Origin of the sequence: Baekduia sp. (assembly GCF_035996765.1) — a bacterium.
GTDB lineage: Bacteria > Actinomycetota > Thermoleophilia > Solirubrobacterales > Solirubrobacteraceae > Baekduia.
The window spans coordinates 1-20,551 of record NZ_DASYJG010000018.1 but is presented as its reverse complement, the minus strand read 5'-3'; the positions used below and the strand labels follow the sequence as shown (position 1 = coordinate 20,551).

At 71.5% G+C, this 20,551-nt stretch carries 19 protein-coding genes; 9 read left to right on the top strand and 10 right to left on the bottom strand.

Going from position 1 to position 20,551, the window contains the following annotated elements:
- The first annotated feature begins 5 nt into the window (after positions 1-5).
- Genes VGO10_RS03415 through VGO10_RS03405 form a run of 3 tightly spaced genes read left to right on the top strand, consistent with a single transcriptional unit; the run spans position 6 to position 3,104 of the window.
- Complete coding sequence (locus VGO10_RS03415) at positions 6-905, top strand: glycosyltransferase family 2 protein (RefSeq protein WP_327465164.1); 900 nt, start codon at positions 6-8, stop codon at positions 903-905.
- Positions 906-920: 15 nt separating this feature from the next.
- Positions 921-2,150, top strand: coding sequence for a hypothetical protein (locus VGO10_RS03410; RefSeq protein WP_327465162.1), 1,230 nt, complete (start codon positions 921-923; stop codon positions 2,148-2,150).
- Between the two features lie 21 nt (positions 2,151-2,171).
- Complete coding sequence (locus VGO10_RS03405; RefSeq protein WP_327465160.1) at positions 2,172-3,104, top strand: glycosyltransferase family 2 protein; 933 nt, start codon at positions 2,172-2,174, stop codon at positions 3,102-3,104.
- 367 nt (positions 3,105-3,471) lie between these two features.
- Here VGO10_RS03405 and VGO10_RS03400 read toward each other — a convergent pair whose 3' ends face one another.
- The 6 genes from VGO10_RS03400 to VGO10_RS03375 all read right to left on the bottom strand — a co-directional run bounded on the left by VGO10_RS03400 (position 3,472) and on the right by VGO10_RS03375 (position 9,790).
- On the bottom strand, positions 3,472-4,830 hold the full coding sequence (locus tag VGO10_RS03400) for a glycosyltransferase (protein WP_327465158.1): 1,359 nt from the start codon (positions 4,828-4,830) through the stop codon (positions 3,472-3,474).
- A complete protein-coding gene (locus VGO10_RS03395) occupies positions 4,830-5,315 on the bottom strand; it encodes a glycosyltransferase (RefSeq protein WP_327465157.1) in 486 nt (161 codons plus the stop codon). The genes VGO10_RS03400 and VGO10_RS03395 overlap by 1 nt, the downstream gene beginning before the upstream one ends.
- Entirely contained in the window at positions 5,312-5,812 is a 501-nt protein-coding gene (pssD, locus tag VGO10_RS03390; RefSeq protein WP_327465155.1) for a PssD/Cps14F family polysaccharide biosynthesis glycosyltransferase, read from the bottom strand. The genes VGO10_RS03395 and pssD overlap by 4 nt, the downstream gene beginning before the upstream one ends.
- 79 nt (positions 5,813-5,891) lie before the next feature.
- Positions 5,892-7,457 carry an MOP flippase family protein gene (locus VGO10_RS03385; RefSeq protein ID WP_327465153.1) on the bottom strand — a complete coding sequence of 522 codons (1,566 nt, stop codon included), beginning with the start codon at positions 7,455-7,457 and terminating at the stop codon, positions 5,892-5,894.
- Positions 7,454-8,971 (bottom strand): O-antigen ligase family protein, encoded by a 1,518-nt coding sequence (locus tag VGO10_RS03380; RefSeq protein ID WP_327465151.1) that lies wholly within the window; start codon positions 8,969-8,971, stop codon positions 7,454-7,456. The genes VGO10_RS03385 and VGO10_RS03380 overlap by 4 nt, the downstream gene beginning before the upstream one ends.
- Before the next feature lie 9 nt (positions 8,972-8,980).
- Positions 8,981-9,790, bottom strand: coding sequence for a hypothetical protein (locus VGO10_RS03375; protein ID WP_327465149.1), 810 nt, complete (start codon positions 9,788-9,790; stop codon positions 8,981-8,983).
- Positions 9,791-9,918: 128 nt separating this feature from the next.
- Here VGO10_RS03375 and VGO10_RS03370 point away from each other — a divergent pair, with 128 nt between their 5' ends.
- Positions 9,919-10,989: a Gfo/Idh/MocA family oxidoreductase gene (locus VGO10_RS03370; RefSeq protein WP_327465147.1), complete on the top strand. Its 1,071-nt coding sequence runs from the start codon at positions 9,919-9,921 to the stop codon at positions 10,987-10,989.
- A gap of 79 nt (positions 10,990-11,068) precedes the next feature.
- Here the strand turns inward: VGO10_RS03370 and VGO10_RS03365 are convergent, their stop codons facing one another.
- Genes VGO10_RS03365 through VGO10_RS03350 form a run of 4 tightly spaced genes read right to left on the bottom strand, consistent with a single transcriptional unit; the run spans position 11,069 to position 15,009 of the window.
- Entirely contained in the window at positions 11,069-11,770 is a 702-nt protein-coding gene (locus VGO10_RS03365) for a polysaccharide deacetylase family protein (RefSeq protein ID WP_327465145.1), read from the bottom strand.
- On the bottom strand, positions 11,767-12,645 hold the full coding sequence (locus VGO10_RS03360) for a glycosyltransferase family 2 protein (protein WP_327465143.1): 879 nt from the start codon (positions 12,643-12,645) through the stop codon (positions 11,767-11,769). The genes VGO10_RS03365 and VGO10_RS03360 overlap by 4 nt, the downstream gene beginning before the upstream one ends.
- Complete coding sequence (locus VGO10_RS03355; RefSeq protein ID WP_327465141.1) at positions 12,642-13,817, bottom strand: GNAT family N-acetyltransferase; 1,176 nt, start codon at positions 13,815-13,817, stop codon at positions 12,642-12,644. Before VGO10_RS03355 ends, VGO10_RS03360 begins: the two co-directional genes overlap by 4 nt.
- Before the next feature lie 4 nt (positions 13,818-13,821).
- A complete protein-coding gene (locus VGO10_RS03350; RefSeq protein WP_327465139.1) occupies positions 13,822-15,009 on the bottom strand; it encodes a UDP-N-acetylglucosamine 2-epimerase in 1,188 nt (395 codons plus the stop codon).
- A 193-nt stretch (positions 15,010-15,202) separates the two neighbouring features.
- Here VGO10_RS03350 and VGO10_RS03345 point away from each other — a divergent pair, with 193 nt between their 5' ends.
- From VGO10_RS03345 to VGO10_RS03325, 5 genes are all read left to right on the top strand, one after another.
- Positions 15,203-16,663, top strand: a complete 1,461-nt coding sequence (locus VGO10_RS03345; protein WP_327465137.1) for a hypothetical protein — start codon at positions 15,203-15,205, stop codon at positions 16,661-16,663.
- Positions 16,642-18,246 (top strand): glycosyltransferase family 39 protein, encoded by a 1,605-nt coding sequence (locus tag VGO10_RS03340; protein ID WP_327465135.1) that lies wholly within the window; start codon positions 16,642-16,644, stop codon positions 18,244-18,246. The genes VGO10_RS03345 and VGO10_RS03340 overlap by 22 nt, the downstream gene beginning before the upstream one ends.
- Before the next feature lie 63 nt (positions 18,247-18,309).
- A complete protein-coding gene (locus tag VGO10_RS03335; protein ID WP_327465133.1) occupies positions 18,310-18,714 on the top strand; it encodes a hypothetical protein in 405 nt (134 codons plus the stop codon).
- A complete protein-coding gene (locus VGO10_RS03330; RefSeq protein ID WP_327465131.1) occupies positions 18,711-19,685 on the top strand; it encodes an FAD:protein FMN transferase in 975 nt (324 codons plus the stop codon). Before VGO10_RS03335 ends, VGO10_RS03330 begins: the two co-directional genes overlap by 4 nt.
- 15 nt (positions 19,686-19,700) lie before the next feature.
- A complete protein-coding gene (locus VGO10_RS03325; protein ID WP_327465129.1) occupies positions 19,701-20,345 on the top strand; it encodes a hypothetical protein in 645 nt (214 codons plus the stop codon).
- Positions 20,346-20,551 lie beyond the last annotated feature (206 nt).

Here is a 20,551-nt window from a genome sequence, read left to right as displayed (position 1 = left end):
TGACCATGCGCGTCTCCGTGATCATCCCCACCAAGAACGGCGCACGCCGCCTGCCCGACCTGTTCGCCGCGCTGGCGGCGCAGACCGTCGGTCGCGACGCCTTCGAGGTGCTGGTCGTCGACGATGGGTCGACCGACGACACCGCCGCGGTCGTGGAGGCCAGCGGCATCGCGCGTGTCGTCAGCGCCGGCCGCTCGCTCGGCCAGGGTGGGGCGACGAACCTGGGCATCGAGCACGCCCGCGGCGAGATCGTCGCGTTCACCGATGACGACACGGTCCCGGCGCCCGATTGGATCGAGCGCGGCCTGGCCGCGGTGGCGGCATCGCCGTCGGGCCTGGTCGCCGGTCACGTCGAGCTGATGCTCGAGGACCAGCCGACGGTCCCGGCGCTGATGGACTTCGGGCGCGGGTACCTGGACCAGCGCTCCTACGTCGACGACGGCTTCGGCGCGACCGCCAACCTCTGGGCGCGCCGCGAGGTGCTGGCGCAGATGGGCGGCTTTGACGCTGGTGCCGCATGGCAGACGCACGACCGCGACTTCGGTGAGCGCGCGCGGCTGGCGGGCCTGACGATGGTCTACGCGTCCGACGCGATCGTTCGCCATCCCACACGCGACCGCGCACGCGACCTCGCGAAGGTCGCCTACCGGCTCGGCCTGGGTGCGGCGTGGCTGCGGGTCAACGGCCGTGGGGAAGTCCGCGAGCGCTCCCCGGAGTGGACCCGTGTCCGCTATTGGATCCCGTGGCGTTCGATCTGGGGCATCGAGCGCCTGCAGGAGCGGGGGCACGCGACGACGCGCCTCGAGCGCCTCCAGTTGCGTGCCGTTCAGTACGCCTGCCTCCAAGTCCCGCTCGTCGCCGGCTCGCTGCGCGGGTCCTGGCAGCAGACGCGCGGCGTTCGCTGACCGCCGTCTCGTTCGATGCCTCGCTCTCGCTCCCTCCTGGTGGTGGGCCTGCTGGCCATCGTCGCCGCGGCCGTCGGAGGCCTGGCCGGCGCGCGCTGGCTGGCCGGCGACTCGTCGCGCGTGATGCCGCCGATGCCCGTCACCACGCCGGCCGACGATCTGTCGGCGGTGCCCCGGAACCTGCCGCCGGCCACGCTCTTCGTCGCCCCCGGCGGCGACGACGCGGGCTCGTGCAGCGCCGGCGCCCCGTGCGCCACGTTCGACGCCGCCTACCACCGGGCGCGCCCGGGCCAGGTGGTCCAGTTGGCGGGGGGCGACTACCGCTCCCAGACGCTGACGCCGGACCCGGCCAAACGCGGCACCGGGTGCGAGAGCGACGGCGATCTCGACGCGTGCGTGATCCTGCATCCGGCGCCGGGCGCGCACGTGATCGTCGATGACCTCGACTTCGGCGACAACTACAAGAACGCCGGCCCTGCCGGCCTGGCGATCGTGGCCGACCGGCCGCGGGCGCTGACGACCGTCTCCACCAACTTCAACCAGGCGCGGGAGATCGCGCTCTGGGGCATCGACCACCGCAACATCTACGTCACCGGTGGGCGCGACATCGCGATCCGCGGCGGTCGCATCGGCGGGCAGACCTCGCGTGACGGCCTCCATCCCGAGATCCAAGGCGTCTACGGCAGCGAGCCGGCGATCGTGCCGACGCGGCTGACGATCGAGAACGTCCTCTTTCACGACATCAACACGACGAGCCCGACGGCGCACGTCGACTGCCTGCAGATCGAGAGCGGGACCGACCTCGTGATCCGGGGCAACCAGTTCGTGCGCTGCGGCAGCACCGGGCTGCGGGTCTCCTATGGCGGCGGGGCCAACGAGAACCCGCCACGCCATCTGCTGATCGAGGACAACGTCTTTCGCAGCTGTCTCGACACCCCGGTGTCGGCGTGCTACTACGCCGCGCAGGTCGGGATCGGCCACGACGTGCTGGTGCGCCACAACACCGCCGAGCAGGAGTTCCAGCCGTCGGGCGATCCGCAGCTTGCCAGCGACGTGCGTTACGTCAACAACCTCGCGCCGGGGGTGGCGTGCGAGTCGGGCGTCTCCTACGTCGGCAATCGCTGGGTCAAGGGCACCTGCTCGTCCAGCGACCGTACTGTGGCGATGAGCAAGATCGAGGCGGCACTGCGCTGGCCGTCCGCCGGCCGCCCGGCCGGCGCACGCACACCGCTGGCGGTCGGCTGACCGGCGTAGGCTGCGCGGCCGATGAGCAGCACCGTTGACGTCGTCGTCGTGGCCCACGCCAGCCGCGACACGCTGCGCACCTGCGTCGCGCCGCTGGCGGGCGCGCCGGGCGTGCACGTGATCGTGGTCGACACGGCCTCGGCCGACCCGGCGTTTGACACGGTGCAGGGGCTGCCGGGGCTGGATCTCGTCCACGCCGAGCGCAACGGTGGTTTCGCCTACGGGTGCAACCTCGGGACGGCGCGGGGGAGCGCGCCGTATGTGCTGCTGCTCAACCCCGACGCAGCGCTGGAGGCGGCCGAGTTGGCCAAGCTCGTCGCGGTGCTGGAGGGCGATGCGCGCGTTGGGCTAGTGGCGCCGCGGATCGTTGACGAGGAGGGCGAGCTCCAGCGCAGCGCCCGCCGCTTCCCGCGCCTGCGCTCGGCGCTGTCAAAGGCGCTGCTGCTGCATCGGTTCTGGCCGAACGCGGCGTGGAGCGACGATCTCGTACACGCGGCGTCGGCCTATGAGCGTGCATGGGACCCCGAGTGGGTCTCGGGCGCGTGCATGCTCGTGCGTCGGGATGTGCTGGAGGCGCTCGGTGGGTTGGACGAGGGCTTCTTCATGTATGCCGAGGACACCGATCTGTGCTGGCGGATCTGGGACCGCGGGCTGCGGGTGCGGTTTGAGCCGGATGCGGTGGTGGTGCACGGGGGTGGGCACTCGGCGCCGCGCAGCCAGCTGCGGGTGGCGGATGTGCGGAGCCACATTCGCTATGTGATTCTGCGCGATGGTGAGGTCGCCGCGCGGTGGGTCGCGTTGGCGGTGGCGTTGGATGAGCTGACGCACTTGCTGCTGCGGGCCCGTCGGCCGGGCTATGCGCGCGGCCATTGGGCCGGGCTGCGCGCGGCGCTGGCGGCGGCGTGGTCGCCGGCGCGCTGCGCGAAGCTGGCGGGGCGCTCGCCGTTTGGGTGATGCGTCTGGGCGCTGGCGTTTGTGGCGCTCAGTTCGCGGCGTGGTTTGGGTGCGCGGCGTGGTTCGTCGGCATCGAGGGAGTGAGAGCGGAGCGGCACCTCGGGGCGGGGTCCGTCGTCCGTTGGCGCCTGGGCCGGGGGATCGAGGTCGCTCTAGCCCCGGTATGTGGGGGAGAAGCGACCCGGATCGCGGCTCGGAAGATCCGGGTCGTCTTATGACTGCGTGGTGATCATTTGGCGACCCGGATCCCTCCCAGGCGCTGGCGGATGACCGGAGGCGGTTGTGCGGCGAACGCCTTCACCCCCTCGATGCCGACAGACCACGTGGCGCGGCGCGATCAACGCCCGCGCTGGGCGCCGCTGACGCCTCAGGCCACGGACGTCGACGTCGACGCGGCTAACGGTGCGCCGCTAACGCCCAGCACCACGTCGATCGTCTCCGCCAACCTCCGCGTGAGCTCGCGGCGCTCGTAGGGCGCCACCGCGTCGGCGTTCGCTTCCGGTAACGCCGCACCCGACCGCGCGCGCTCGATCGCCGAGCGCAGGAGCGCGGCCATCTCGTTGACATCCGCCGGCCGGCAGAAGTCGGCCGTGCCGACGGCGCCGAGGATGTCGCGGACATCGCCGTCGGGGACCGCGGCCAGGATCGGCCGCCCCGAGGCGAGGTACTCATAGGCCTTGCCCGGGACGAGGCCGGCCTTGTGGCCCAGCGCCAGGTCGTGCATCGGCAGGAAGAGCAGGTCGGCGGTGCGCACGAGCGCCAGCGTCTCCTCGTGGGAGAGGTAGCCGAGCAGGCGCGGGAACTCCGAGCCTTCTGCGATCTCGCGATCGGCGTCGGTCAGCACGCCCGCGAGGTGGACCTCGACGCCCTTGACGAGCGCCGGATCCGACGCCTTCAACCGCTCCAAGGCCTTGAGCAGGTAGACATGCGAGCGCGGCAGGAAGTCGACGTGGGGGGTCACCCCGCCGAGCCAGCGGCGTACGCGCTTGCGGCGGCGCAGGCGCAGGCCGGTCGTCGTGTGCATCGTGCCGGTGTGGACGATCCGGAAGGTGCCGTCGTCCTCGCGCGCCGGCATCGGACCATCGAAGTCGGCGGCGTCGAAGCCGTTGGTGATCGATACGACGATGCGCGAGGCCAGCTCTGGGAACTCGCGCGTCAGCCGCGCGGCGGCCTCGGGCGTGTTCATCACGATCGCCGCGGCGGTCGCCAGCTGCCGGCGCATCCGCCGCTTGTCGATGCGGTGGTGCAGGCCGGTCGGATACAGCCACATCTCGTCCAGCGCCCACGGGTCCTGGAGGTCGGCGATCCACGGGATGCCGAGCCGCTCTGACAGCGTGATCGCCGTCTGCGCCGTCTCATACGGGACCAGCGATGCGAGGATCGCGTCGCAGGAGCGGCCGGCCTCCAGGCCGGCGCGCAGCGAGCCGTCCAGCCACCAGCGCAGGTGCGGGTCGGGGCGGTCGATGATGCCGTTGACCAGCCGCGATGTCCCGGTGTCGCCGCCGGGCTCGGGGCCCTGGACCCGGTGGGTCTCCAGGTCGGCGAGCGCCGGGTCGGCGATCGTCGCGTCCAGCGGGCTCCAGCGCGCGTCGCGCGTGCCGGTGCCGGTGATGACGACGGGGTCATAGCCATAGCTGCGCAGGTGCTCGGCAAAGCGCCGGTTGCGCTGCACGCCGCCGCCGCCGACCGGTGGGTAGTGGTAGGCGAGGAAGAGCAGGCGGCGCATCAGGCAGTCGCCGTCAGACGTTGCAGGGTGGCGCGCAGCTCGTCTACCAGTGGGCCGTTGACCGGGCCGACGGCCGCTCGGGTCAGCAGTCCGTCGGCCTCAGAGAGCACGGCGCGGTGCAGCGCGGCCTCGTCCTCGACGAAGGTCACCTCGCCACGCTCATGCAGGCGCCGGCCGAGCTCGATCTGATGATCGTCGACCGCCTCGCCGAGTCCGACGCGCCGCGGCAGGACCACGGGGCGCTTGCCGCAGCGGTGCGCGAGCAGGATCGAGCCGACGCCGGCGTGGGCGACGACGATCCGGGCCGCCGTCATGTGGCGAGTCATGTCCTCCCACGGCATGAACGCCTCCCAGAGGCCACGGCCGTGAACCTCGGTCGATGAGCCGTGCTGCACGATCAGATCCTCGTCACCGGGCATGTCGCGAGCTGCGCGGACCAGACGGTCAAAGCCCTGCTCGTTGGTTCCGGTCGTGACGAAGATCATGCGGCGGTGGCTAGGTTGCTGCCCTCGTAGCGGGCCCCGCGCACAGACTCGGCGAGCTCGGGCCATTGGACGAAAAGATCGGACGCGACGGGCTTGATCATCCGGCCCGACAGCGACAGCGAGCTGATGCGGGTGACGCTCTCAATGTAGACGACGGGGATGCCCATCAGCTTGCCCAGCCACGCGAACGGGACGGCGACGCCGGCGCCGGTCGAGACGATCGCGCGCGGGCGCTCACGGCGCAGCACCCGGAAGGCCAGGTACGAGTTGCGCAGCAGGTTGGAGATGTTGCGGTTGGTCGGCCCGAAGGCGTAAAGCACGCGCTCGTCGGCCAGCAGCGCGCGGGCATCGGGCTTGTCGAAGGTCACCCAGACCCGCGGGAACGTGGCGAACGCCTCAGTAAGCCCCACGAGCTGCAGCAGGTGGCCGCCGGAGGAGCACACGAGCAGCAGCGGGCGATGCTCGCCGGCAGGACGGGATCGGGACAGTCCATCCATCAGGGACATACCACCCATCATCCGCCCTCTCGCGCGCGCGGGCCCCGGGACTTCGGGGGGGTCGGGACTAACCATTCGTCTAGGCCTCGGCGGGGACGGGTAGGGATGCGGGGGCCAGATCACTGCGGCCCTTGCGACGCGCTCGGAGATCCTTGACTTCTTCGAGGATCTCCGGCTGGCGCCAAGCGGCCAGGGCGGCGAAGACGACGGCGCCGATGAGGACGCAGGCCAGGAGCCGCAGTGGCCCGGGCACATCGGCCTGTACGAGGCCGTAGTGGGCGCCGAGCACGACGAGCCCCATGCCCGCGGAAGCCTCAAAGACGCCCGCGACCGCCTCCAGGAACCGCCACGGCGACATCCCGACCGCGCGCGAGGTCAGCAGCAGGTAGGACGGCTCGATCAGGGTGGTGGAGATGCTGTAGCCGACCGCGACGCCGACGATCCCCCAGTGCAGGCCGACGACGAAGGCCGTGAGGTGGGCGACGAAGAAGACGACCGTCCACCGGAAGATCGCGCGGGCGTGGCCCAGCGCCTCCAGGATCCCCGTGTTGAGGCTCTGCAGCGACTGCAGGATGCCGACCCACGCCAGGACCTGGATGACCGTCGTCGCCTCGTGCCACTTGGAGCCGAGCACGAGGTTGACGAAGTCGCCGGCGACGATCGCCAGCCCGACCAGCGACGGGACCGTCACGGCCGCGACCATCCGCGTGATCCGGATCCAGCCCTCGCCGATCCGCTCCTTGTCGTTCTGGATGCGCGAGAACGCGGGGAAGACGACGTCCTGGATCGGCGCCGCGATCCGGCTGAACGGCACCAGGATCACGTTGTAGGCGATGGCATACGCGCCCAGCGAAGCGGCGCCGACGAAGCGCCCGATCAGCAGGTTGTCGCTGTTGCGATGCAGGTAGTACAACAACCGGTGGCCGAAGATGTAGGTGCTGAAGCCGGCCATGCTCTTCAGCGAGGCGAAGGAGAACTGGAACCTCGGCCGCCACGGCGACATCGTCCACAGCAGCAGCGTCGAGAAGATGCTCAGGCTCAGCGCCTGCAGGATGATCGCCCACGAGCCGCCCCCCAGTGCCGCGGAGGTGATGCCGACCGCGGCGCCGCCCACCGTCGCGATCATCATCCGCGTCTCGAGCACCTTGAAGCTCAGCTCGCGGTTGAGCAGCGACTCCTGGACCGTCGACAGCGACGTCGTCAAGAAGATGAAGGACATGACGCGAAACAGCGGCTCGACCTGCGGCTCGTTGTAGAAGTCGGCCAACGGGCCGGCGCAGACGAAGCCCAGGGCGGTGAAGAAGACGCCGAAGAGCGTGCAGGCCCAGAAGGCCGTGCTTTTGTCGAGCTCGGAGATCTCCTTGCGCTGGATCAGCGCCGCCCCGAAGGCGAGGTCGGCGAAGACGATGACCAGCGAGGAGACGACCAGCACCTCGGCCGAGACGCCGAACTGCTCGGGCGTCAGCAGCCGCGCGAGGATCAGCGCGACGATCAGCCGCGAGCCCTGGCGGAAGGCCTGGGAGACGATCTTCCACATCACGCCCGAGAGCACCTGGGCGCGCAGGGCCAGCGATGAGACCGGCGGGTCCGGGGTCGGAGCGGGCTCCGGTCCGGCGGCCGGAGCGATGAGGGTCTCGGCGCTCATCGGGCCGGAGGCTCCGAGTCCTCGGGTCGCAGCGTGGCGACGCCGAGTGCCGTGATCAGGAACAGCAGCATCGTGACCTGCACGAAGTTGAAGGCGTCGAAGGTCAGCATGCCGATGGCATAGGAGGCGATCGAGGCGGCGAAGGCCGTCAGCAGCCAGCTGTTCTCGGTCTGGTCGCGTTTGGCCAGCCGCCCGAAGCGGCGGACCGCCACCACGAAGAACCACAGCAGCGCCACCACGCCGAAGACCCCGAGCTCCAGCAGCGACCACAGCCATTGGTCATCGAGGATCGGCGCGTTCATCTTGGGGTCTTCGAGGTCGGAGACCCGTGTGCCTGCACCTTGGCCGAAGAGCGGTGTGATCTCCCACTCCTTCAACGCCGGTCCCCATTCGCCGACGCGGCCCTTGCCGTAGTTGCTGTGCCAGGAGACTTCGGCGTTGGTCTCGGCGCTGAGCACGCCGCCGCTGGGGAAGAACGCGCTCTTGAAGGTGCCGAGCGTGCCCGGCATCGCGACGTGCGCGACGACCAGCAGCGGCAGGATCAGCTTGGGGATCATCCGCCGCGTCTCGACCGGCTTGAGGATCCACAGCACGATCAGGATGACCACCAACATGATGATCGCGGTCCGCGACTTGGTGGCCAGCGCGCCGAGGATCAACAGGCCGCAGCACAGCCACCAGCGGCGCTGGCGCGTGCTGTGGCCGAGGTAGATCGCCAGCGGGAAGACCAGGGCGAACGCGGCCCCCATCGCGATCGGATGCTGGGCCGACGCATAGGCGCGCACCCCGCCGCGATCGGTCGTGTAGGGCACGCCCTGGAAGCGCAGGATGGGGAAGTACTGCTGCAGGTGGTCGAAGAAGTTGTAGTGGCCCCACTCCTCGATCACCGCGGACACCGCCACGATCGCCGCGCCCATCACGAGCAGGCGCAGCAGCAGCTCGACGTCGCTGCGCCGCCGGACCGCCAGCGTCACGAGGTAGAAGACGATCAGGTAGGTCGCAAAGAAGCTGATGCTGCGAAACGAGTACTTGCCCAGGCCCTCGCTGAGGACATAGCCCGAGCGCGAGAGCACCGACAGCGCCATCGCCAGCGCGAGCATCGCCAGCGGCCCGTCGAGGCCGGTCCTGCGCAGCTGCAGCCGCGAGTCGATCAGCAGCGAGGCGAGCATGCCCGCGCCGACCCCGAGGACCAGGAGCCGGTAGGGCTCCAGCTGCATCGGCAGGGTGACCGGCAGCTCGTAGCGCTTGATCGGGATGAAGAGGATCGTCAGGACGATCGCCCCGAGCATCGTGCGCCACGACAGCAGCCAGGTGTGGGCGGCCGCGAAGGTCAGACAGCCGGTGATCACCAACAGGATCGGGAGCGTGTGGACGCCCGAGGCCGCTGCGAGCAGCGCCAGCAGGACCGCCAGGGCCAGACCCGAGTAGGTCAGCCGGTCGACGCGCCGCAGCGGCGGGCGTCGGCCAGCAGAGCCGGCGGCGGCGCCGGCTGGTGCGAGCGAGGGGGCCTGCATGAGCCCGGGTCAGCGCAGGTTGCGCTTCGGTGCGTCGGAGAGGGAGGCCGAGCCACCGAGCGTCGGGTGTTCGACGAGGGCGCCGTGCTCTGCCGCGTTGGCGGCGTTCTGGCGGCTCAGCCGCAGGCTCTCCAGGACATAGCTGGCGGCGACGCCGCCTGCGCCTGCCAGGAAGATCAGGGCGAAGCCAAGCGCGATGCCGTGCGAGGAGGTCATCGTCGCCTCAGGCTTGTTGAGCACCGCGAGCTTGACGCGCTGGCCGTCGGGGACGTCGTTGGCCTGCTGCTGGCGGGCCAGGTAGCTCGACAGCGCCTTGCTGCGGTCCACGTTGAGCGCGGTCGCCGCGGCCTTGCTGTAGCCGGTGGTCGTCAGCTCGATCAGCGGCAGGCTGCCCGACTGCTGGTTGTTGAGCGGCAGCGCGGTGACCGTGCCGCCTGGGGGCAGGCGCGTGCCGGCGATGTCGTGGATCGTGTTGGACTGGCTGATGAAGGAGTAGATGACGGCCAGCAGCGAGAGCCGCGACGGGTCGGCGTAGTCGGGCGTGGACGGATCGGCGTTGGCCTTCTTGTCGGCCAGCGGCGAGTTGAGGTCGGCGCTCGTGCCGCCGGGGAGCGTGGTGCGGCCCCACGGGAAGCCGTTCTGCGTCACGAGGATGCGTGACGTGCTCTGCCACTTCTCCGGCCGGCGCCAGTCCACCTTGCCGTCCTTCGGTGGCACTTTGATCGTGAAGAGGGCAGCCAGGATCACGCCGAGGAACAGGCTGGCCAGGATGACCTTGCGCCAGCGGCCGAGGACTGCGAGGTGCTGGGTGATGTCCACGGCTTCGACTGTACGCAGGGATCGGCCGAAAACCCGCCGCCAAACCCCCGATCCCCGACCATCGGCTAGGTGCCTCCTGACCGTGCTGCGGGTGCCCTTTGGCGCCGGTGAGAGGACGATGGTTCTCGATGAGCGATCTCAGCACGAACCCGGTCCGCGTGGCCGCCCTCGGCCTCGGATACTGGGGTCCCAACCTGGCTCGCGCCTGGAGCGGGCTGGAGGACACCGAGCTCGCGTGGCTCTGCGACCTCGACGAGGCGCGGCTGGACCGCATGGGCCGCCAGTTCCAGGAGGCGCGCACCACCAACGACTTCGACGAGGTCCTCGCCGACGACACGGTCGAGGCGGTCTCGATCGCCACGAGCGCTCCGACCCACGCCCAGCTGGCGCTGCGCGCCATCGAGGCCGGCAAGCACGTCTTCGTCGAGAAGCCGCTGGCGCTGACCAGCGCCGATGCCCGTGCCATGGCCACCGCGGCCGAGCGCGCCGGGCTGCTGATGGTCGTGGGCCACCTGCTCGTCCACCACCCCGCGGTGGCCAAGCTCAAGGAGCTCGTCGACTCCGGCGAGCTGGGGCGCACGCACTACCTCTACACCAACCGCCAGAACCTCGGTCAGGTCCGCAGCGACGAGAACGCCCTGTGGTCGCTGGGCGCGCACGACATCTCGGTGCTGCTGCACCTCGTCGGCGAGTTGCCCGAGAGCGTCTCGGCCCAGGGCCAGTGCTTCATCCACGAGGGCATCGAGGATGTCGTCTTCGGTGTGCTGCGGTTCCCCAGCGGCGTCATCGCGCACATGCACCTGTCCTGGATGGACCCGTTCAAGATGCGCAAGATGACGATCGTCGGCTCCGACAAGATGGCCGTCTTTGACGACATGAACCCCGACGAGAAGGTCAAGATCTTCAACAAGGGCGTCACGCACTCGGGCAACGGCAACGGCCAGGCCTGGCAGCCAGCGTCCTACGGCGAGTATGTCCAGCTGCGCCACGGCGACACGTCGATCCCGCGCATCACCAGCGAGGAGCCGCTGCGGATTCAGTGCCGCCACTTCGCGCGCTGCGTTCGCGGGCTCGAAGAGCCGCGCAGCGGCGCCGCGCAGGGCCTTGCGGTCGTCGAGGTCCTGGAGGCGCTCCAGCGCTCGCTGGAGAACAACGGCGCCGTGCAGCCGTTTGACAGCTCGCTGATTACCACCGCTTAGCAGCTCTCGGGAAGGGCGGGCGGGCGCCGACGGATCGGCGCCCGCGCCGCTCGTCGGGCTGCGCCGCGTGGCGCGGTCGCTACAGCTCGCGCAGCGGGCGCACGGCGAGGCCGTCGGCGCGTGCGGCGACCAGCAGGCGCTCGGTCACGTCGAGCACGAAGTCGATCCGCTCGGCGGGCCGGGCCTCGCTGTGGTCGTGCAGGAGTACGACGCCGCCGCCGTCGGCGCGGGCGCGCTGGACGGCCATGTCGGGCGCAGGCAGCTCGTCGAAGGTGTCGCCGGAGTCGATCGTCCACCACGCCACGGGCGCGCTGCGACGGCGCAGGGCACGGCGGGTCAGCAGCGTCTGCTTGCCGCTCGGCGGCCGGAAGCGGCCGTCGGCCGCGACCCACGGCGCCAGCGTGGCGTAGCCGTTTGCGATGTCGGCCAGGGCCGCCCACGGCGCGGTCTTCCACGCGTTGTGGTGCAGGAGCGAGTGACAGCCGATCTCGTGGCCGTCGGCTGCGACGCGATCGAGGATCTCCGGCGCCACCTGGGCGCGGCGGCCGAGGGCGAAGAAGGTCGCGTGGGCGTCGTAGCGCTTGAGCAGCTCCAGGAGGCGCGGGGTCAGCTCCGGGCCAGGGCCGTCATCGAAGGTCAACGAGACCACGCCCGCCTGGCGGCAGCGCGCGCGCAGCGCCGCGATCTCGCGCCGCTTGGCCGCATACGTGGCCGCCTCGCCGGCGGCCGCGGCGCCACCCGCCGCGACGATCGCGCCCGCGATCAGCGCCGGCCCGCTCACGTGCGCGCGGGGAAGCCCTCGCGCAGCAGCGTCTGCAGCGCTTGGCGCTGGCGGACGGCGGCGACGACCTCGGTGTCGGCGCAGCGCGGGCTGCGCTTGGCCGCCTCGGCGAAGTAGCCCCAGATCATCGCGACGGCGGCCGGGTCCCGGCGCGCGCGGTGCAGGGCACGCAGGATCAGGAAGCTCGGGCGGTAGCCCATGAACCACGACGCGCGGCCGCTGACGGCGCGGGCGCGCAGGCGGTGGCGCTCGCGGCCGCCCTCGGGCCGGTAGTGGCGGAAGGCGATCTCCGGGAACTGCTGCGTGCGATACCCGCGCAGCTCGGCCTTGATCTCGTCCAGGCCGTCCCAGCCCATCCGCGGCTCCAGCGCGCGGATGTCCTGCACGAGCGTCCAGCGGTAGGCGCGCGAGGCGCCGCGCGGATGCGACGCGGCGGTGGAGCGCAGGACCCAGTCGCCGTCCTCGCGCTCGTAGCAGCCGCCGCCGGCGATGCCGAGGTCGGGCTGCTCGGCGAACTTCGCCAGCAGCCGCTCGAAGTAGTCGGGCTCGAAGGCGGTGTCGGCGTCGACCTTGATGACGACGTCGGCCGGCGCCGGCAGCGCGTCGAGCCCCGCGCGGAAGGCGTGCAGGTCGCGGGCCTCGCGGCGCCCTTCGGAGAGCGCGCCGGTGTTCGGACCCTCCCACGCCTTGGCGTGGATGAACGCGTGCTCGGCGGCGAGCCCCTCGGTCCAGGCGAAGCTGCCGTCGTCGGAGTGGTCGTCGACGATCACCCATGCGGCGGGCGGCAGCGTCTGGGCGATCACCGACTCGGCGAGGCGCGGGAGGTTCTCGGCCTCGTTGCGTGCCGGCGTGACGAGCGCGTAGGAGAGGTTCACGAGGAAGGCTCCGACGATAGAGAGGTCATGGTCGGGACGCGGCGCGAACGCCAGCGGGACTTGATCTTGGCGACGCGGTCGCGGCCGGCGACCCGTCGCGCCGTGCGGTCGGCGCCGACGATCGCCGAGTGCAGCGCGTTGATCGCCAGAGGTCGAGCCCGCCTGGCGTAGACCGTGAGATCGGCCTCGTCCCAGCCGCCGTCGCCGAAGGAGCGCTTGTAGTCGGCGTCGCCGAAGCCGAAGTCGATGCGCTGCGCGGAGCCCTCGCCGATCAGCTGGGCCAGGACGTGCAGGGCGACGTAGTTGCCCAGGCTCTTGTCGGCCATCTCGGGCACGTAGCCCTTGCCGCCGAGGAAGTAGGTGCCGCCATGCAGCTCGCCGTACTCGAACGCCACCGGCGCGCCGTCGATCGAGAGCACCCAGGCGTTGTAGCGGCCCGCGGCCAGCCCGGTGCGGACGATCTCGCGATCGCGCTCGGCGTGAAAGCCCGCGTCCAGGCCGCGCTGGTAGGTCCGGTGCGCGACGGCCTCGACGTCGGTCAGCAGCGTCTCGAGCTGCTCGGGGCGGCGCAGACGGGTGAGCGTGACGCGGTCGCCGTACTCCTTGTCGAGGCGGCGCATGTAGTACTTGAGGTGCTTGCGGCGCTTCAGCGACGACAGGAACGTGTCGTAGCTGTCGGGCAGCTCGCGCGTCCAGTGGCGGTCGACCGCCAGGAAGCGCTGGCGCCGGCGCGGCGGCACGGCGCGCAGCACCGCCTGGTGCAGCGGCGAGTCCAGCGCGAGCTTGTGGAAGAAGAGCGCGTCGGCCTCGCGCGCGTCGACGGCGGCGACCAGGGCGGCGGCCAGCGCATCGATCACCTCGGGGTCCTGCGCCTCGCCGACGACGCCCCCGTGGACGAGCGTCAGGGTCTTGAGCCGTGCGCGGTGCAGCGTCGCATAGCCGAAGCGCGCCTCGGCGGTGCGGTCCTCGATCCTGCCGACGGCCAGCGCGACCGGCGCGCCGTCGCGCTCGGCGACGACCACGTGGGCGGCCTGCACCTCGTCGCGGCCGTCGAGGACGGCGCCGAAGACGTCGGGCAGCGCGTCGATCGACTGCGGCTGCAAGCCGAGCCAGACCTCGCCCAGCGCGTCGAGCTCCTCGTGCGTGCGGGCCACGCGGACGGCAACCGTCATGAGGTTAAACCTCGACGCTGAGCGCGCGTTCGAAGATGTAGTTGCTGACCAGCACGTCGGCGGCGCGGATGCCCGTGCACCCATCCCAGAGCGGGATCGGGTCGCCGGCGACCTCGGGTGCGGGCGCGCCGTCGAAGTCGACGAGCATCAGGTCGGCCGGATCGTGGCCGATCAGGACGTTGGTGCCGTCGGTGACCGTCGCGACGCGCTCGGCCGTGTCGGCCAGCGTGAAGCTGCGGCGCCCGAGCGCGGTCAGCTCGTCCTGCACGGTGATGCTGTCGGTGATCACGCCCGCGGAGCGGAGCTTGAGCGACAGCAGGTCGACGTAGCTCAACGGCCCGACGCAGAGCAGGCCGAGCGCGCGCAGCTGCTCGGCGCGGCCGTCGCGGCGGAACTGCGGGTTGGCCCAGCCCGGGACGGCGAAGACGACGGGGCGGGTGCGGGCCGTCACGGCTAGGGCCTCGATGATCGCGTTCAGGCGCTCGTCGTCGGCGAGGTTCTCGCGCCGCTCCAGCACGACGAGCGCGTAGTCGTCGGGGCGCACGCCGATGCGGCTCCAGACGGCGCGCTCCTCGGCGCGGCGGCGCCAGCGGTCCAGGAGGTCGACGGCGAGGTTGCCGACCTCGTGCACGCGGCTGTTCAAGGTGCCTTCGTGTTCCAGGGTGCGGACCTCGGCGGGGCCGCTGACCAGCACCGTGTCGGCGAGGCGGTCGATCAGCGTGCGGTTGATCTCGTCCGGGCGGCTCCAGTCACCGGCGCGCATGCCGCCGTCTAGGCGCAGGATCGGCACGCCGGCCTTGGCGGTCGCCAGCGCGGCGGCCAGCGTGGCGTCACCGGCGCCGACCAGGACGACCACGGCCGGCAGGTCCTCGTCGAGGATCGCGCCGAAGGCGTGCAGCGCGACGCTCGTGCGCTCGGTCGGGTCGTGGGCGCCCAGGTCGAGCGTGCGCTGCTCGGGGCGCAGGCGCACCGAGCCCATCAGCGCGAGGTCGTTGAACGTCTCGCGCGTGGCGGCGCTCGTGAAGATCACGACGGGGTTGACGTGCGTCTGGCGCCGCAGCGCGTGCAGCAGCGGGACGACGTGGATGCTGTCTGACGGCTCGTCGACGACGAAGAGCACGGAGTCGGCGACGACTCCTGGCGGTTCGACGGCGGCGAGGCGCAGCCCGGGGGTACGAAGGATCTCGGTCACGTTTCAGTCAGCCCTCGATCGAGAGCCTAAGTCCGGAAGGGGGCCCCGCTGGCGCCCTGGGCGCCAAACCCCGAACCATCGGTTAGGTCGGACCATCCTTTGGTGATCGGGGTGGGGCGGGGTTGGCTCCCCGTTGCGCTTCGTTAAGGCGCACGGGAGATCGTCCCCTGTCGGGCATACCCTCCTCACCGCCGTGCTGGTCGAGGAACGCTCCGCTGCCATCGAGGTCCCCCCGACGCCGTCCGGTACGGCGCTGGCCGGTGCGCGGGCGCACGCGGGCCTGCTGCTGGTGGCCATCTGCGTCGCGCTCGCCGCGCTGACGCTGCTGTTGCCCAGCGCCCCGACCTACGACCCGTGGTCGTGGATCATCTGGGGCCGCGAGATCACCCACCTCGACCTCGTCACCTCGCAAGGACCGTCGTGGAAGCCGCTGCCGGTCCTGTTCACCACCATCTTCTCGCTCTTCGGCTCGTGGGCGCCGGACCTGTGGCTCGTGGTCGCCCGTGCGGGCGCGATCGCCGCGGTCGTCCTTGCCTTCCGGGTCTCGCGCCGGCTCGGCGGCGGGATCGTGGGCGGCGTCGCCGCTGCCGCCGCGCTGGCGATCGCGCCGTGGTGGATCCGCAACGCGGCGCTCGGCAACTCCGAGGGGCTGATCGTCGCGTTCCTGCTGGCGACGATCGATCGCCATCTGGCGGGCGACCGGCGCGCGGCGTTCCTGCTCGCGGCCTGCGCCGGGCTGCTGCGGCCCGAGGCGTGGCCGTTCCTGGGGCTCTACGGGGTGTGGCTGCTGTGGCGCCGTGAGCTGCCGGCCCGTCTCGTGCTCGGCGCCGGGGCCGGCGTCGTCGCGCTCTGGCTGCTGCCGGAGTGGTGGGGCTCGGGCGACCTGCTGCGCGCCGCCCACCGCGCCAAGGACGTCAACCCGGGCGCGCCGACCTACGCCGACAGTCCGGTTCGCGCCGTGCTCGAGGACGCGAGCGAGATGCTGACCGCCCCGTTGGTGGCGGGACTCGTCGCGGCGGTGGTCATGGTGGTGGCGCGCCGCGACCGTGTGGTGGCGTTCCTCGCGGGAGTGGCGATCTGCTGGCTGGGGCTCGTCGCCTACATGACCTCGGACGGCTTCTCGGGCAACCAGCGCTACCTGATCGCGCCGGTCGCGTTGCTGGTCGTCCTCGGCGGTGCCGGCGCGGGATGGGGCCTGGAGCGGATCATCGAGCTTGCGGGTCGGGCCCTGCCGGCGCTGGCGCGCAAGCACCAGGCACGCGCGCTGGTGGTCGTCGTCGCGGCGGCGATCGGCCTTGGCTTCGCGTTTCCGAGCTTCCAGAACTTCGCGCCGATGATGCGCGGCCTGCAGTACCAGGCCGACCTGGCCGACGAGCTGCCCGGTCTCGTGCGCGAGGCGGGCGGCGCGGATCAGCTGAAGGCCTGTGGCAGGCCGTTCACCGGACCGTTCTTGGTGCCCGTCGTGGCCTGGAACCTTCACGTGCACACACAGGACGTCTCCCTCGTACCGACCCGCCCGGCTGTCGTCTTCCGTGTCAAGACCACGGGCCACAGCCGACCCGTGCCGTCGCTGCGCGGCGTCGGTGACGAGCGGACGGCCGCGACGGGGTCGAAGTGGCGGATCGTGACCGCATGCGGGAGCCCGACGGCGTGAGCGCGGTGGCGCAGGAACGCGCCGGCGCCAAGGCGTCCGGCGTCGCGCTGTGGCGCCGCCCCGCGGTGCTGCGCACCCTCGGCGTCCTGGCGATCATGGCCCTGTCGGTGTGGCTGCGCACCCACGCGATCACCGCGAAGTTCTGGATCGACGAAGGGCTGTCGGTCGGCATTGCCCACCACCCGCTCTTCGACATCCCGGGCGTGCTGCGCAAGGACGGCTCGCCGCCGTTGTACTACATGCTGCTCCACGTCTGGATGACCGTGGTCGGCGGCGATGGCGAGTCGCGCACGCACGCGCTGTCGGTTCTCTTCGCGACGCTCACGATCCCGGCGGGCTGGTTGGCGGGCCGCCGCCTGTTCGGCGAGCGCGCCGCCTGGGCGACCGCGGCGCTCTGCGCGACGCTGCCGTTCCTGACGTACTACGCGCAAGAGACCAGGATGTACGCCTTGGTCGCCTTCCTGGGGCTGGCCAGCAGCGCGGCGTTCGCGATGGCCTACGCGGTGCGCGACCGGCGCTGGCTGGTGCCGTTCAGCGTCCTGACGGCCCTGACCGTCTACGCCCACAACTGGGGGCTGTTCCTCGGCGTCGGCATGGGCGCGGCGTTCCTGGTGCTGTGGCGCACGGCGCCGGAGGCGGAGCGCAAGCCGCTGCTGCGCGACGGGCTGATCGGCTTCGGGGTGTTGGTGGTCTTGTACCTGCCGTGGCTGCCGACGCTGCTCTTTCAGGCCAAGCACACCGGCGCGCCGTGGTCGGACACGCCGCCGTTCAACGGGTTGATCCAGGGGTTGCAGAACCTCGTCGGCGGCGTGTCGACCGCGCTGCTGCTGACGGTCGTGGCCGCCGGGGGGCTGGCGGTGCTGCGCGGTGGGGAAGAAGGTCCCGCCACCCGCGAGCGCTCGCGGACCGTCGTCGCGCTGGGCGTGACGCTCGGCGTCGCGGTGGCGCTGGCGTGGCTGGCCTCGCAGGCTTCCCCGGCGTGGGCGACGCGCTACTTCTCGATCTTCGTCGGGCCGGCGCTGCTGCTGGTCGGCGCGGGGATCGTGCGCTTCGGCAAGGTCGGGCTGGTCGCGCTGGCGATTGTCTTGTTCTTGTGGTGGAACCCGCACGAGCGGTCGATCCGCGGCAAGAGCGATGCCTATCGCGTCGCCCGCACGCTGCAGGACGATGGGCTGATCGCGCCGCGCGACCTCGTCGTCGCGATCCACCCCGAGTACGGCCCGACGATGCGCTACTACCTCGGCGACGGCTACCGCTGGGCCGACGCGCTGGGGCCGGTCAGCGACAACCGCGTCTTTGACTGGCGCGACGCGCTGGACCGGCTGAAGGCGGCCGGGCCGAAGCGCACGCTGGACAAGCTGGCGCCCGAGGTCACGCCCGGCCAGCACCTGATCTTGATCCAGCCGATCATCCGCACCGGCCGCTGGGGTGCGCCGTGGACCGCGGAGATCCGCCACCGCGCGCCGCAGTGGGAGCGCGCTTTGAACCACGATCCGCGCTTCCAGCGGATCGCGCCGGTGCCCAAGTTCGGGCGCCACGGACTGCCCAAGGGCGTGCGGGCCGTGGTCTACCTGCGGCGTTAGCGGCTCAGGAAACGCCCAGGCGCAGTTCAGGACGACTTCAGGTCCGGCGTCGATCCTGACGTCATGCCGCAAGAGCCTGCCACCCCACAGCAGCGCCCGCCCCGCCGCCGCCGTCGTGTTCCGAGCGCTCGCCGCTTCGCCGCGGGAGCGATCGCGAGCTTCGTCGCCATCTTCGGCGTGCTGGCGCTTCGGGTTCATGATGGTGATGACCCGGCGCTGGCGAGGGTGGCGAAGACGAAGGCGTCGTCGAGCACGACCTCGTCGACCACGTCGAACGACCCGTATGACTCGTCGTCGTCCTCCAGCGACGGCTCGTCGTCGGGCAGCTACGACGACGGGTCGTCGAGCGACGACGGATCGTCGTCGGGCTCGTTGGGGGATGACTCATCGTCTTCGTCCTCGTCGTCCGGCAGTGACTCCTCCGGCGCCGTCTCCTCCACCCCCAGCCCGAGCACGAGCGCGTCATGAGCCTGCTTGACCGTCACTTTCCGACCATGGGCTCGCACGGGCGTCTCGTGCTCGCCGATCGCGTGGCCGGTCCGGAGCCCTCACCGCGCCTGGAGCACGCGGCCGCCGACGCGCAGGCGCTGCTCGTCGAGCTCGAGCGCCGATGGACGCGGTTTGATTCGGCCTCCGACCTCAACGCGCTGACCGACGACGCGCGCTCCGAACTGCCCGCCCACGAGCACGTCCGCGCGCTGATCCGCGCCGGCGCGTGGGCGGGGCGTCTCTCGGGCGGTCTAGTGGACATGACCTTGGGCGCGCAGCTCGCCCAGGCGGGATACGACCGACACTGGGCCGGCGAGCCGGCTCCCCTGTCGGAGGCGCTGGCGGCCGCTCCGCCCCGAGCGGCCGCCTCGCCCCATCCCGCCGCGCGCTGGCAGGCCCTCGGCGTCGACCGCCGCGCCGGCACGATCCGCCGGCCACCGGGTGTCGTGCTCGACAGCGGGGGCCTCGGCAAGGGCCTGGCGGCTGACCTCGTCGCTGCGCGCCTCGTCGGCCTGCGCTTCATCGTGGACGTTGGCGGCGACCTCGCGCTCGGCCACGGCGGTGGCGGGCCGCACGAGGTGGTGGTGACCCATCCGCTGACCGATGAGATCGCTCACCGTTTTCACCTCGGCGGCGGTGGGGTCGCGACCTCCGGGATCCACCGGCGCTTGTGGCTCGACGAGCACGGCGCGCCGGCCCACCATCTGCTCGACCCCTCCACCGGGCGGCCGGCGTGGACCGGCCTGCTGGCCGCGACCGCCGTCGGACGCAGTGCGCTGGAGGCCGAGGTGCTGGCCAAGGTCGCGCTGCTGCGCGGGCCGCGCGGCGCCCGCCGGGCGCTGGCCGCGCTCGGCGGCGTGCTCGTGCACGAAGACGGTGCCGTCGAGGTCATCCCTGCCTTGCAGCGCGCTGCCCAACACGCCGTCCGCAACCTGGCCGCCGTGGCCTAAGAGAAGGCCATCATCATGCTCAACCCCTTCAACTACACCTGGTGGCTGGCCAGCCGGGCGGCCGGCATCGTCGGCTTCACGGCGCTGGGCATCGTCGCGATCCTCGGCCTCGTCTCGGCGCTGAAGCTCGTCAAGCCGGCGACCGCTGCGCGCATGCGCCCCTGGCACGAGCGCCTGGCGATCACCGGCCTGGTCGCGATCTCCGCGCACGGCTTGCTGCTGCTCGCCGACCCATGGCTGCACCCGGGGGTGACGGGCATCTTCGTGCCCTTCACGATGGGCTACCGCCCGCTCTGGACCGGGTTCGGCATCATCGCCTTCTACTGCCTGGCCGCCTTCGGCCTCTCCTTCTACCAACGCCGCCGCATCGGCGCCCGCCGCTGGCGCTCGGCCCATCGCTTCGCCTCGCTCGCCTTCGTCCTCGGCGGCATCCACGCCCTGATGGCCGGCACCGACGCGCGCAGCCCGCTGCTGCTCGGCCTCATCCTCGGCTTCGGCGCGATCATCACGATCCTCGTCGCCGCCAGGGCCCTGGGATTGCCCGCAAAACGGGGGCGTGCCGAAGTTCGGGCGCAAGCGGCTGCCGCGGGGCGTGCGGGCCGTGGTCTACCTGCGTCGGTAGCGCCGCGTCGCGTCGCGCCGGCCCCTCGGCGACACTGAACCCGCGATCAACGCGGGTTCAGTGTCGCTCACTGCGGGTTAGGACACGACCTGGTCGCTGTAGGTGTCGACGATGCGGTTCAGCGCTTCGACGCTGTGGCGGTTGGCGTGGATCTCGGCCAGGATGATGGCGAGGTCTTCGGCGTCGTCGCCGATGTCGTCCAGCAGGTCGAGGTTGGTGTCGAGCAGGTCGCTGCGGCGCTTGT